General features: G+C 65.1%; 8 protein-coding genes. 4 read left to right on the forward strand and 4 right to left on the reverse strand.

Features of this window, described 5'->3' with window-relative positions:
* Positions 1-494: 494 nt before the first annotated feature.
* Together H6718_09070 and H6718_09075 are read left to right on the forward strand one after the other, a co-directional pair.
* The gene (locus H6718_09070; protein MCB9585537.1) at positions 495-2,645 is read left to right on the forward strand and encodes an extracellular solute-binding protein; all 2,151 of its coding nucleotides are present in this window, start codon (positions 495-497) and stop codon (positions 2,643-2,645) included.
* Positions 2,642-3,493: an ABC transporter permease subunit gene (locus tag H6718_09075; protein MCB9585538.1), complete on the forward strand. Its 852-nt coding sequence runs from the start codon at positions 2,642-2,644 to the stop codon at positions 3,491-3,493. Before H6718_09070 ends, H6718_09075 begins: the two co-directional genes overlap by 4 nt.
* Here the strand turns inward: H6718_09075 and H6718_09080 are convergent.
* Positions 3,490-5,169 carry a rhomboid family intramembrane serine protease gene (locus H6718_09080; GenBank protein ID MCB9585539.1) on the reverse strand — a complete coding sequence of 560 codons (1,680 nt, stop codon included), beginning with the start codon at positions 5,167-5,169 and terminating at the stop codon, positions 3,490-3,492. The two genes, H6718_09075 and H6718_09080, sit on opposite strands and share 4 nt — an antisense overlap.
* Positions 5,170-5,467: 298 nt before the next feature.
* Between H6718_09080 and H6718_09085 the strand changes: the two genes are divergently transcribed.
* A complete protein-coding gene (locus H6718_09085) occupies positions 5,468-6,244 on the forward strand; it encodes a hypothetical protein (protein MCB9585540.1) in 777 nt (258 codons plus the stop codon).
* 47 nt (positions 6,245-6,291) lie between these two features.
* Here the strand turns inward: H6718_09085 and H6718_09090 are convergent, their stop codons facing one another.
* From H6718_09090 to H6718_09100, 3 genes are all read right to left on the reverse strand, one after another.
* Positions 6,292-8,553, reverse strand: a complete 2,262-nt coding sequence (locus H6718_09090; GenBank protein ID MCB9585541.1) for a sulfatase-like hydrolase/transferase — start codon at positions 8,551-8,553, stop codon at positions 6,292-6,294.
* Between the two features lie 88 nt (positions 8,554-8,641).
* Positions 8,642-12,154, reverse strand: a complete 3,513-nt coding sequence (gene mfd, locus H6718_09095) for a transcription-repair coupling factor (protein ID MCB9585542.1) — start codon at positions 12,152-12,154, stop codon at positions 8,642-8,644.
* Between the two features lie 64 nt (positions 12,155-12,218).
* Positions 12,219-13,163, reverse strand: coding sequence for a hypothetical protein (locus H6718_09100; GenBank protein MCB9585543.1), 945 nt, complete (start codon positions 13,161-13,163; stop codon positions 12,219-12,221).
* Between the two features lie 105 nt (positions 13,164-13,268).
* On the opposite strand from H6718_09100, the gene H6718_09105 reads away from it, so the two are divergent.
* The gene (locus H6718_09105; GenBank protein MCB9585544.1) at positions 13,269-13,580 is read left to right on the forward strand and encodes a PilZ domain-containing protein; all 312 of its coding nucleotides are present in this window, start codon (positions 13,269-13,271) and stop codon (positions 13,578-13,580) included.

Here is a 13,580-nt window from a genome sequence, read left to right on the forward strand (position 1 = left end):
TGGGGATCGCTGAGAAGCGCTGGGGACGCTGCATTCTCAGACTCTGAGAGGGGCCTCGAGTGTGGCGCCAGTTCCAGGCTCGGTAAACCAAACACGTGTTCAGCAGCGTCGTTCAGGGTCAGGTCCTCTTGTGCCATTGCGAGGTTCAATTAAAGCAACCTCCAAGCCAGCCACCCCAAACGCGAACAGCACGCAATTCGTGGGCTTCTAAGGCTACACGGGGCGGGGTGTGTGATTTCTGACGCCTCTGCCTGTGCCAGCGTGTGCCGATTAACGGCGTGTGTTCCTGGCTCACTACCTCTTTCCACGACGAGAGAAGCGAGCGGTCGATGTTCGGGCCTCGCCTGGAACCGCGTGTCCGCTCTTTTCGGGAACGCTTCCGACTCGTAACATCCCGGCGACTGGGCCAACGGCGCTCGACGAGCGAGGCCCATGAGGTGCTGCGGCTCGGGGGTCGCGGTGTTCGCGCTCGCTCTCGATCGGGATCTCGCCCAATGCTTCGCTGGCTCCTTCCACTCGTATTTTTGCTCACTTGGGGACGTGACTCATTTGCGAGTGACGGTGAGCCCGTGCGCCTCTGGCACGCCTATCGAGGTGGCGAACAGGCGGCCCTCGATCAGGCGGTTGCTGCGTTCCAGAAATCGAGCGGCGTCGAGGTGGAAGTGCTCCAGCTGCCCCACGACGCTTACGCGTCCAAGCTCGGAGCTGCCGCGCCCGGGGGAGCGGGGCCGGATGTCTTCATCGACGCCCACGAACGCTTTGGCGACTACATCCGGCGTGGCGTCGTCACCCCGCTGCCTGAGAGCATCGACTCTTCGGCATTTCCGCGGGGAGCCGTCGAAGCGTTGACCCTCGATGGCAAGCTCTACGGCTTACCGCTGGCGCTGAAGGCGCTGGTTCTCTACCTCAACACGGACTTGCTGAAGCAAGCGCCGGAGAGCGTCGAGGCGCTGATCGACACGCCGCTTCCGAGTGGCGTGTTCCCCCTTGTTTACGAGGCGAACGACGCGTACTACCACGCTGCGTTCTTGCATGCGTTCGGCGCGCGGCAACTGAACCCCGACGGTAGCTTCGGTTTCAGCGGTCCCGAGGCGGTGCGCAGCATCGAGTTCGTGCGCGACCTGATGCAGCGGGGAAAGATCCCGGAGGAAGCTGGAGGGTCCGTCGTCAAGCAGCTGTTCATCAGCGGAAAGGCGGCAGCCTACATCAGCGGACCGTGGAGTGCGGGTGAGCTAGACGGCAAGGTAAATTACCGCGCGGTACCGCTGCCACAGCTGGCGGCCACTGGCAAGCCGCTGGAGCCGTACCTCACGGTGGAGGCAGCGGCCCTCACTCCGCGCGGCGCGCAGAACACACGCGCGCTGCAGCTAGCCCGCTACTTGGCCGGGCCTGAGAGCGCTGAGATCCGAGTGAAGGTTGGGCGGCAGCTCGTGGCGCTGCGCAAGTTGCCTCCCTCCGCTGCGGGGGATCCGTTCATTCAGGCGTTTGCCAACCAGGCGGAGCATGCGGTTCCGATGCCTTCCGGTGACCGCATGCGCACCAGCTGGGAGCCCGCGAATCGTGCACTGAAGAAGGCGTTGAGCGGAGCTGTCAGCCCTGAAGCCGCGCTCGAGGAAGCGACCCGCCGCTTTGACGACATGGTACGGCCGCCGCCACCGCCCGCGTCGCCGACGCCGCTCTTGTTGGTGGTGGGCGGCCTGTGTTTGCTGGGCGCTTTCCGGCTTTGGCGTCAAGCGGAGCGCGGCGAGTTGTGGTCACCCATCAAGCGCTCTCTGCCTGCTTACCTGTGGGTGGCTCACGCGGTGATCGCCGTGGGGGTGTTGGTGTTCGTGCCGATCTTCGTTGGCGCGGCGGCGAGCCTCTACGCTGGGCCCCAGGGCAGCATGCACTACGTCGGGTTGGCGAACTTTTGGGAGATCCTCACGGCGCGTGGCGCGCCCCTTCTGAGCAGCGGCTCGTTCTACCTCGTCTTGCTCGTCACGATCCTCTGGACGCTGCTCAACGTCGGGCTGCATCTGTTGATTGGATTTTCCCTGGGGTTATTACTCTCGCGACCCACGCTGAGGCTCAAGCCGCTGTATCGGGTGATCTTGATTCTGCCCTGGGCGGTGCCCTCGTATGTGACTGCTCTGGCCTGGAGAGGCATGTTCGATAGGCAGTTTGGGGCGGTCAGCGCCATCTTGGAGTCCCTTGGGGTGGAGCCCTTCAGCTGGTGGGCGCAGTTCTCCACGGCCTTTGCAGCCAACGTATCGACCAACGTGTGGTTGGGCTTCCCCTTCATGATGGTGGTGACCCTCGGCGCGCTCACGGCGGTGCCGAAGGATGTACTGGAGGCCGCTGAGGTAGACGGCGCCACGCGCTGGCAGCGCCTGCGGCTCGTTACCATTCCGATGGTCAAGCCAGTGCTGGGCCCGGCGGTGCTGCTCGGTTCGATTTGGACCTTCAATATGTTCAACGTGGTGTTCCTGGTCAGCGGCGGCGAGCCTGACGGCACCACCGAGATCTTGGTCAGCGAAGCGTATCGCTGGGCGTTCACCCGTCAGGCGCAGTATGGATACGCCGCCGCGTACTCGGTGCTGATCTTCCTGTTGCTGTTCTTTGGCTCGAGGTTGATGAACCGCAGCCGGACTCTGGAGGCGGTATGAGCGCAGTCGTGGACTCGCGGGAGAAGCCCAGCGCGCTCGAGTCCGTGCTCTCTCATCTCGCGATCCTGATCGGCGTCGCGTTTGCGCTCTACCCACTGCTGTGGGTCGTCTCGCTTGCTTTCCGCGCGGGAACGGCTCCGGTGCGCCAGGTAGTGCCGTTGCCCATACCCTTTACGTTGGAGCATCTGACCCACGTGGTCAGCGCGCCGCACTTCGGTCAGCAGGTGGCCAACAGCTTGGTGGTGTCGCTGGCCACGGCGCTAGTTGGCGTGGGTATCGCGCTCCCCGCCGCCTACGCCATGAGTCGCTTTCAGTTCGCTGGCAAGCAAGCCGGTACGCGGCTGTTGTTGGCGACGCAGATGTTCCCCATGGTCGCGAGCGCGGTGCCGCTCTACCTGCTGCTTCAGCACCTCGGCCTGCTCAACACCAAGACGGGCCTGGTGCTGTCCTACGCGACCACATCGGTGCCCTTCGCGATCTTTCAGCTCAAGGGAGCCTTCGACGCCATCCCCAAGGATTTGGAGGAGGCGGCGATGGTCGACGGCGCGACGCGCTTTGGTGCGTTCTGGCGCGTCGTGCTGCCCGCGGCGCGGCCCGCGATCGCGGTCACAGCGCTGTTTGCGTTCATGAGCGCGTACAACGAGTTCGTGCTCGCGGTCACCATCCTCGACAAGGAGGCAGCCTTCACGCTGCCTGTGGTGCTCAAGCGCTACGTCGGGGAGCATGACGCTGACTGGGCATCGTTTGCCGCGGGCTCCCTGGTGGTGAGCTTGCCCGTGATGGCGCTGTTCTATGTCGCCCAACGCCACTTGGTGAGCGGCCTGACTGCAGGCGGCGTCAAGGGTTAGCGTTTTCGACTCGGGGGAGGGAGATCTCTCAGCGAAGCTGGGACGTTGTCGATCTCCAGTGTTACAGGCTGACCGCCGACGACCGAGGAGCCCGCTGTCGGGCTCGGCGGTGCGCTCGGGAGGTGACTGTTGCCCTGGACTTCGAACACTTCGGGTGCCGTGTCGAGGGCAATCTCGAGGCCGCCAAAGCCGTCGTTGGTCGAGGCTGGCAGCTGGCTCAGCTTGTTGAGCCCTACTTGTATCCTTGTGGAAACTTTGCTGAAGCTGTCCGGCTGAAGCGTTGCGTGGTGGCGTGCCGCCTCAAACAGGCTCCTGGCGTTCTCAGGCTGCTTGGCTCGCAACATCAGCTCGGCGTGGGTTACCAGCGCCTCCGCTGCCTCCTGGGTTGCGAAACCGTCGGCGTACAGGTCTTGGTAGATGCCTTCCGCTCGCGCGACCCGGCCGCTGTTGCCGAGGTGCTCCCCGAGGCGCAGTCTGGCACGTGCTGAAGCTGCGCCGGCTTCCCCCGCGCGCTCCAGTTCCTCGAACAGGTCACCTGCGGCGTCATGCTGACCCATACGCTGGTAGAGCTCGATCAGCCGCACCCGAGTGCGCCGTGCGAGGCCTCGATCGGTTGCGCGCTCGGCGGCATCCAGCAGCGCGAGCTGCACCTCGATGCTGAAGGGCTCTTCCCGAGCTAGGGCCTCGAGCCGTGGGATGGCGCGAGGCGCCTGCCCCTCGTCAATCAAGCGCATCGCCGAGGCGAGCCGTGGATCCACCAGCGATGCGTCTTGATTCTCGATGGCGTCGTCGATGCGCTTTTCGAGACCGGAGAAGCGCATCCCCACGGCAAACGCTAGACCGAACACAAAGCCGCCGACGTGTGCCCAGTACGCCGTCCCTCCGGCGGTTGGGTCGCTGAGCAGCGCCCAGAACAACTCACCTGCAGCCCACAGCGGCAGGAGTACCCAGGCTGGCGCTGAAAACACAAAGGGTCGGAGCCAGATCCAAGCGAGCACGTTGATATTGGTCTTGGCGTTGCGAAACGCAAAGGCGCCCATTGCGCCTGCCACGGCACCGGACGCGCCAATCAGCGGGATTGGGCTCAGGGGGGAGAGAGCCTTGTGCACGAGCGCCGCGAACACGCCAGCTGCGAGGTAGAACGCCGGGTACATCAGCCGTCCCCACGCGTCTTCGATGATGGTTCCGGACAGCCACAAGAACCACATGTTGAAGACCACGTGGAGCACGCCACCGTGAAGGAACTGGTAGGTGACGAGGCCAAGCCAGTTGTTCTGCGCCGGGACATAGCCGAAGCGGTAGACGACGCTCTCTGAACGCGCGTCGCGTAGCCGCACGCACAGTGCATCCATTGCCTCTTGCTCGGTGCGCGCGAGCTCTTCGCGCAACGCTGAGGTGCTGTTTGTTACCCCAGGGATACCGACGTCCAGGCTCTTCAGGGGATCCGGCGCTGGTGCTGCATCGCCAAGACCCTTCAGCTCTTCGCAGCGTTTCGCGTTCGGATGCCGATGGGCGAACGTCAACGCGTCTTGGTAGGCGTCGATCAGTCGCTCCTCGTCCGCCGCGTTGCTCGACCACAGCATCAAGTGCAGCGCTAGGTTCAGCGCGATGATGGCCGTCGTGACCCACGGCCAGCGCCGTGCTTGTTGCTCTTGATGGGAGAGCGGGAAGAACACGAGCAGAACCTTACACCCGCCAACCTACACGGCACCTCGCTCGACACGGCGCCCAGGTAGGCGCATGTACGAGCGTTGCCACGACGGAACCAGCGCGTGCACCGGGCTCGGCGTCTCGACCGTTTCCTGCCTGCTCCCTCATGAGGTCTCTGGGCACCGCCCTGCAGTTTGGGGGTAGGGGTGAGGGCACGAGTCGCTGCAGCGTTGCACTCGAGATGGATCCAAGCGTCGACGTAGCTGTCGTTTGCTTGTCATTGCTCCATGGATCCCGCACCTTTTCGGTCAAGAGGTCGATTTCATGCTTAGGCAGAGCTTTTTTGCGGTTTCCGGTGTGCGGTGTGGTGCAGCGTTGGTGGTGTCGTTGGCTCTCTCTGCCTGCGGCTCCGGCGACTCGAGTGGCTTGAATGGCGACTCGGGTAACGGCGGGAGTGGTGCCAGCGGCGGCGACTCGGGAGCGGGCAACGGCGGCTCCAGCGGGGCGACCCAAGGTGGCTCCGGCGGGTCTTCCCAGGGCGGGAGCGCGGGCGTAGGCGCTGCGGGGAGCGGCGGTGTCGGTGGCGGCAACGTCGGCGGTAGCGACGACGGCGGCACGAGCTTCGGCGGCAGCGCCGGAAGTGAAAATGGCGGCGCAGCGGGGGCCGGCGCCGATGGCGGCTCGGCCGGTCAAGCGGGCAGCAGCGGTAGCGCAGGCAATGGCGGTTCCGCAGGGAATGGAGCTGGCAACATCAACTGCGGAGCCGAAGTCTGCGGGCTGAACCAGAGCCAGTTCTGCTGCCAGCCACAAATGGCGGCGCCTCACTGCGTGACGGCGAGCAACCAGTGCGTGTGTAGTGGCCTCCTCTGTTCGACGATCGAGCTGCGCTGCGACGGCACCGAAGACTGTCCGGGGAAGATCTGTTGCTACGACAAGGGTGTGGCCGCGGAGCCCAACGTTGCCTGCGCCGAAACCTGTGAGCGTGGGATCACCTCGGACCGCGCTGAAGTCTGCAAGCTAGGGGTCGACGGCAGCTGCACGAAGGGCGGCAACTGTCAGGCTCAACCAGGTTTACCGCAGGGATACGGTACTTGCCGCTGAGCGTTGCTCGAGCGGCCAGCTGCTCGGGAGCTGGGGCTCGGTGCGGATCAGCGCCGGGCGCCGTCCACGTGTGCGGCCAGCAGTGACTCGAGGGTCTGATACGCTGCGCCTTCGCGCGGTGCTTGGCTGCGCTCGTTGGGGTCCGTCGCGAGATCGTAGAGCTCGAAGCGTTTCCCCTCCTCGGTGTAGATGAGCTTGAACGGGTAGTGGACGATGGCGGCCATGTATCCGCGGCCATTGTTCACCTCGTAGCGCTCGAGGAAGAAGTAGTCCCTTGGCAGCCGTCCGCCGCTCACGAGCGGCAGCAGATTCCGGCCTTGGAGTTGGTCGAACCCGGCGCGTTCGCCGGCGAGGTTCAACCAGGTCGGCCCCAGGTCCTCGTGGCTCACTGCCGTGTGGATACGTGCCGCTGGCAGACCCGGAACGTGCATCAGCGCCGCGGTGTGGATCTGCGTTTGCATCAGGTTGCTACCGTGCCAGCTCTCTCCGTGTTCCTTGAACTCTTCGCCGTGGTCGCCGACGACGGTGACCAGCGTCTTGTCGTCGAGACCCAGAGCGCTCAGCTTGTCGAGGATCTCGCCGACCACCGCGTCCACCTCCCAGATCTCACTGGCGTATAGATCTTGCGGGTCGTCGCCGAAGTTCGGGGCGCGGCTCGAGCGCTGGTAGAGGTAGTGGGGCTCCATCAAGTGGATCCACAAGAAGAACGGACGGCTCTTCAGCTGCTCGAGCTGCGTCATGGCCAGCGCCGCCTCGGCACGCCCGATATGACCACGCATGGTCCCGCCGCTGTAGGAGAGCTTGGTCGACGTGTCGTACACATCGAAGCCACGATCGAAGCCCGCGGACTCCGCCTTGGTGAAGGCACGGAACGAGTTCAGGATGGCCACGGTGCGATAGCCAGCGCGCTGGAACATCTGCGGGATCCACGGCGTGTCTGGCTCGAGCGCTCGCATGTGTTGGCTGGCTCCCTGGGCGCGCCAGTGCATGCGGGTTGGCGACCTGGAAGACAAGATGGCTGGCAGGGAGAGCCGCGTCCAAGGTGTGGTTGCGAAGTAGTTGTCGAAGACGATGCTGCGCTCGGCGTAGGCATCCAGCCGCGGCGTCGTTTTATGCCGCGCGGCAATGCCTTGCATCTGGTTGAAGCCGACGGCGTCGGCGCGGAGCGTCTCGACGGTGATGAGCAGGACGTTCAGCTTGCCAGGTACGGACTTCGGAGCTTCGACCCAGACCGGCGGTTTGATCGCCTGAGCCCCGCTCGCGTCGCCGCCGAAGCAGTTGTTGTCGAGGCCGTCACCCGGGACCTCGATGGCGCCAGGATGTACCGCCGCGTCGAACCCTTTGCAGTCTCCGCCACTCCACAGCGCTGAGTAGCCGTCGCGATCGAAATCACTCAGGCTGCGCAGGCCCTTGAGCAAGATGGCGGAGGCGCCGCCGCTCTGTGCGACGCGCGCGCTGATTCCCCAAGGAACAAACGCACCGACCAAGAAGAGCACCGCGGCGCTGCCCCAGGCGGCTACCCCGAGCCAGCGCGGTCCGAGCACCAGGCGGCGCCGTAGGGCCAAGCGAAGCACTGCGTAGCCGACCAGAGCACCCAGCAAAGAGAAGCCGAGCCAGCGGTTCAGCTGCGCGAAGCCGCTCCGGTTGTCCACGATGAGCCAGGTAGCCACGCCGAGGCTCAGGCTGACCGCGGCGCCGAAGAGCCCGAGCGCTGCGCCTCTGCTGCGTTCGCGCAGCAGCGCGACGGCGAAGGCCAGGCGGTTCCCCAGGCCAAGCGCCAACCCGAGATAGCCGAGGCAGGTACACACGAGGAGCAGCGACGCGAGCTCCCGGTTGTGAAACGTCGCCCAGAAGGCCAGGTTCAGGCGATACAGCCCGAACGCGCCGCAGGCGAGCAGCGGCAGCGCGGCGGTCGCCACATCGAAAGCACTGACTCGCGGATTCACGAGGAAGGCCCGGGCTTGAACTCCCCCGGCAGGATGTGACGCCTGGTCGGTGGCGGGTGCGCGCTCGGTTGGCGCCAGCTCCGAGAAGCGATCCGAGGCGGCGGCGTGAGTCTCGGAGCTCGTCGCTACGCTAGCTCCGCTGGCGCTACGTTTCCCTGCGGTTTTCCTCTCCCCCAACCAAGCTAGCAATGCGCCAAGACACAGGCCGAGCAGCAGACTGAGGCACAGCTCGTAGCCCAGGGCCGTGAGGAAGCCGAGGGCCTTGCCCGCACCTTGTGCTTCGCTCCTCAGGGCGACCCCCAAGGCATCCACCAAGGAGGCGCTGCTGACCGCTGCGATGGCCGCCCAGGTGCTGCGCTTCACCGACGGGACGATGGCACAAGGCGCGCGGGATGGGAAACAATGGAAAGCGCTAGAAACACCGCGAAAAGCCCAGAGAGCCCGCGCTGGCTCAAGGGTCGCTGCGCAGATGAGGCGTGAGCTCCTCGAGCATGCGGTCGCACAGCTCCAGGCCGTTTTGCGCCACCTCACCAGACTTCAGACGCCGAGTGAGGCGCATGTCCGGCGTGAGGCGATAGCCGCTGGCCTTGTCTCCGACGAGGCGCCCGACGGCGACTGGGTCAAGCGGGGTGTCTTGGGCCAAGTGTAAGGTCACTGACTTGGCGCTGGCTTCGCAGCCCAGCACTCGGAATGCACGGAGCTCGCTCTTGAGGCGCATCAGCTCGACCATCGAGATCGCCTCGCGCGGCGCCGGGCCAAAGCGGTCCTCCATTTCCGCGCCGATTTGCTGAACCTCGCCAGCGTCTTGGGCGCTTGCGAGGCGTTTGTACAGGGAGAGTCGCACGCCGACTTCGGCCACGTAGTCTTCGGGGAGCAGCGCATCCACGTCGAAGCTGAGATCTGGGTCGATCTCGTGGCGTACCTCTTCGCCCCGCAGCTCTCGCGTGGCCTCCTCCAGCATCTGGCAGAACAAGTCGAAGCCCACACTGGCGACGAAGCCGCTCTGTTCGCCGCCCAAGAGGTCGCCGGCGCCCCGTTGCTCCATGTCGAGGCTTGCCACGTGGAAACCTGATCCGAGCTCGTGATAGCGCTCTAGCGCCTCGATGCGGTTGCGCGACTCCTCGGTCATTTGCGCGGCGGGTGGCACGAGCAAGTAGCAGTAGGCCCGCTCGCTCGAGCGCCCAACGCGACCTCGCAGCTGATACAGCTGCGAGAGCCCGAACAGATCCGCGCGATCGATGATGATGGTGTTCGCGCGAGGGATATCCAGGCCGCTCTCCACGATAGCTGTCGCCACCAGGATGTCGTACTGCCCCTCGACGAAACCGAGCATCGTCTTCTCGAGCGCAGTCTCGCTGAGCTGCCCGTGGCCCACGGCGATGCGGGCCTCTGGCAAGAGCTCCGTCAGCTTGGCGGCCCGCTCGTAGATGCCTTCCACGCGATTGTAGACGTAAAACACCTGGCCGCCGCGGGAGAGCTCGCTGGTGATCGCCTCGCGCACCAGCTTCTCGTCCCAGCGGGAGGTGATGGTACGCACCGCGCGGCGGTCCACCGGGGCCGTGGAGATGATGGACATGTCGCGCAAGCCGCCGATCGCGAGCTGCAACGTACGAGGGATGGGCGTTGCGCTCAGGGTGAGCACGTCGACGCTCGCCTTCATCTGCTTGATGCGCTCTTTGTGAGTCACGCCGAAGCGCTGCTCTTCATCGACGATCAACAGGCCGAGGTTCTTGAAGTGGACGTCTTTGCTGAGCAGGCGGTGGGTGCCGACGACGATGTCGACCGCGCCTTCTTTCAGGCCCTTGAGCGTCTCCGTTTGTTGCTTCTTCGAGACGAAGCGCGAGAGCGACTTGACGCTCAACGCGTAGTCTTCGAGGCGAGCGCGGAAGGTGTTTGCGTGCTGCTGGGCGAGCACCGTGGTCGGGCAAAGTAGCGCGACCTGGCGTCCGTTCATTGCCGCGCGGAATGCGGCACGGATGGCGACCTCGGTCTTGCCGAAGCCCACGTCGCCGCAGACCAGACGGTCCATGACGCGCTCTGATTCGAGGTCCTGGTTGACCTCCTGAATGGCGGCGGCTTGGTCGCGCGTTTCTTCGTAGGGGAACGTGGCCTCGAACGCGCGGTACTCGTCGTCCAAAGCGTCGATGGGCTGCTTCTGTGCGGCGTTGCGCTCGGCGTAGAGCTTGAGCAGCTCATCCGCCATCTGGCGCACCCGCTTTTGGACCTTGGCTTTGGTCTTGGCGAAGCTCGACCCGCCGAGGCGGTCCAAGCGCGGAGTGCCGTCGCCGCCGGAGTACTTCTGGATCTGGTTGAGGCGGTAGACCGGCAGGAAAAGCTTGTCCCCACCGAAGTACTCCACGGTCAGCAGATCGACGAGGGTGCTCCCAACCTGCTTGTGTTCGAGGCCGAGGTAGCGCCCGATGCCGTGCTCGACGTGCACGACGAAGTCCCCCGGGTTCAGCGCTCGTAGATCCTCGAGGATACCTCGCGTGGTCTTCTTCTTGGCTTTTTGCCGGTGCGCGCGCTGCCCGAAGACTTCCTCTTCGGTGATGATTGCGAAGCCTTCGAGAGGAGCAACGGCGCCCCGCGCGAGGTCTCCGACCTCCACGTTGAGCTCCACGCCACGGTGCTTGAGCAGCTGCTCCAGGCGGTGTGCTTGGGTCGCCACGCGAGCTGCGATGCTCACGCTGAGACCGCTCTCTCGCCAGGTTTCGATGCGTTCTATGAGCGGGTCCAGTGCGTTCTGACCGCCGCCGCTGTGACGCGCTTGCTTGATGGCGTTGCTGAGCTCGCTCTGATCTTCGAACTCCAGGCTTGGCGCATCGATGGGCGCTGCCGCCAGGTGAGCCAGCGGTCGCTCTTCTTCTCCACTGATACCCGAGCTATGCAGCGCAACCAGGTGGCGAGCGCCGAGGGCTTCGCGAAGCTCCGTCCTGTCACTGAATAGGGAATCCACAGGGAAATGAGGCTTGGAACTCATCGCGAGCTCGCTGTCCAAGGCCCTCTCGAGCTCCCGGTCAATCGCGCTGAGCACGCGCTCGGGCTGTTCGAAGACAACCAGCGCGTCGGCCGGGAGATAGTCGATCAGCGGCACGAGGTTCGTGAACGCGGGAAGGTACGCCTCGGCGCCAAAGAACGTGGTGCCTGCCACGAGATCGTTGACCAGCACCCGCGCTTTGGTCGAGGGCAGGTTTACCGCGTCGCATAGATCTCGCAGCGCATCGCTGGCCTTCGCGCTGCGCTCAGGGCTCAGAACCGTCTCGCGCGCTGGGGGCAAGACGAGCCGCTCGTAGCTCCGTTCTCCCGTGCGCTGATCATCGGGATCGAAACCGCGCATGCGCTCGATGCGATCGAAATCCAGCTCGACGCGCACTGGCTCTGGGGTGCCTGCAGCCCAGACGTCGAGCAGGCCTCCCCGCAGCGCGAAGCTCCCAGGGTCCTCCACTACGGGCGCTCGGAGCCAACCTGCCGCGGTCAGGCGTTTGGCGAGGTCTTGGGTGTCGACAGCGGAGCCGAGCTCGAGGACCAACGTTGCCTCGCGGATCAAGCTCGCGGGTACGGTCTTGCGCACCAAGGCGCTGGCCGGGACGCACAGAGTGGACCAGGTGTCGCCGCACAGGCGCGCAAGAGTCGCTGTGCGGCTCATCGCGGCGCGGCGGTCTTGGTGCACCTCCGCGTAGGCGTCGCCCTCGGGAGGTGCAAAGAGCAGCGCCTCCCCAACCTGACGAAGCGCTTCGGGGCCCAGGGTCGGACTGCGGCGCAAGAAGCGAAGATCCGCTTGGGCGCGCGTGGCCGATTCGAGGTCCGCCGTGACGTGGAGCACCTTGCGCCCATGTTCCGCGAGCCGGTGGCTTACGAGCGCTGGGGCCAAGCCCACGGCGCGCACCGCGTGAGAAACGTCGACCTCCAGGGCGCGATGGGCGAGCTGGCTGACGCTCGAGCAGGGACGGTCAGAGGCGATCACTTGGGGAGTGTCCCCATAGCAGCTTGCGCTGACTTGTCGTCGACTAGGCGGCGACCTGGCTGATTCAGCGCTGAGTCAAGGCGTCTGTCGCGAGCGCCGCTTGCCCGCTCGAACCGCGCTCCCGAGCCGCTAGCAGGTGGTTTCTCGCGCGGAGGCTCCAAGGCCCTGACGGATGCGCCTCCAGGTGTTGTTCGAAGGCCAAAGCCGCAACATCGTACGCCCCCTGGCGGTAGAACACGGTGCCCTGGGCGAAGGCGAGGGGGTACTCGGGCTGGCGCTTGCCGAGGGCATCCAGCGTTGCGAGTTGGCTGTGCGCCTGGGCACCCACGTCGTTGCCCTCGGGGTGCTGCAACAAGAAGCGCACGAGCGCGAGCCATTCATTGGGGCGCAGCGCGAAGTCCGGTGCGTCGTCGAGCTGGGTGACGTGGTTCCAACGCACCTTGAAGAGCAGCAATGCCTCCACGTCATCACCGACGAAGCGCTCAGCATCGAACCAGGAAGCGTGGCCTGGTGCGTTGTCGAACGCGCCCCCCAGCTCCGTCAGGTCCGGCGCGGGGCCTCGTCCGCGCAAGGCCAATACGAAGAGTTCGCCTTGAACCGCGCGCAGTCTCGATAACTCTCGGTCGGCAGTCTGACCGCGAGCGCGACGGAAGCCGGCGACGGAGCTGCGTAGGTCGTTGAGGCGATCGGCGAGGCCGGCGGCGGGTAGCCCACGGGACTTGTGTTCCGCGTTCCCAAGCTTTCGTAGGTACTCGCCCACCGTTCGGGCCTCGAAGCTCAGCCCTTGCTGTCTTGCCGCAGCGGCCAACGCGTGGTGTTCACGCAGATCGTCGCGCAGGTCGCTTTCGCTGATGTGGGGCAGGGGAAGCTGCTCTGGTGCGACTGCACGGGGGATTGCGAGTAGTCCTGAGAGCACTCCGATCCCAATCAGGATGGCGCCGATTTGCCAGCCTTCGAAGTGCCTCGAGAGGCCCTGCTTGGTCTTCGGCTTCGGACTCTCCACGCTCACGTTGAGTCAGCATCCGCGATCGCTGGAGCTCTGGCCAGCGCGCTCACCACGTTCTCCGTCTTTTGGGTTGCTAGCGGAGCCGAGGGGGCGACAATGGAGAGAACCGTGGACGACAAGCGCAAGCACCCCCGATCTCCCTGCAACCTCTACGTCAGCTGCACTCTCGCAAGCAGTGACACTCCCGTGGAGGGAACCGCCAAAGACATTGGCCCTGGTGGCATGTTCATCGAATGCGCCGCCATGCCGAAGTTTGGCGAGGCCGTGGAAATCAGCCTCACATTACCGGGGGTTGGAACCGAGAGTCGCCTCCCAGCCGTGGTGCGTTGGGCGACGGGCTCGGGGTTCGGCGTGCAATTCGGCTTCCTGGGCGCGAGAGACACGCACGCGATCACCGAACTGATGAAGCAGTCGCACTAG

The sequence above is a fragment of the Polyangiaceae bacterium genome (genome assembly GCA_020633205.1).
In the GTDB taxonomy this organism is placed as follows: Bacteria; Myxococcota_A; Polyangia; order Polyangiales; family Polyangiaceae; genus JAHBVY01.

Bases quoted from the DNA above. Each gene is read 5' to 3' on its own strand.
- H6718_09075 (MCB9585538.1), top strand. From the start codon at position 2,642: ATGAGCGCAGTCGTGGACTCGCGGGAGAAGCCCAGCGCGCTCGAGTCC.
- H6718_09085 (MCB9585540.1), top strand. From the start codon at position 5,468: ATGCTTAGGCAGAGCTTTTTTGCGGTTTCCGGTGTGCGGTGTGGTGCA.
- H6718_09070 (MCB9585537.1), top strand. From the start codon at position 495: ATGCTTCGCTGGCTCCTTCCACTCGTATTTTTGCTCACTTGGGGACGT.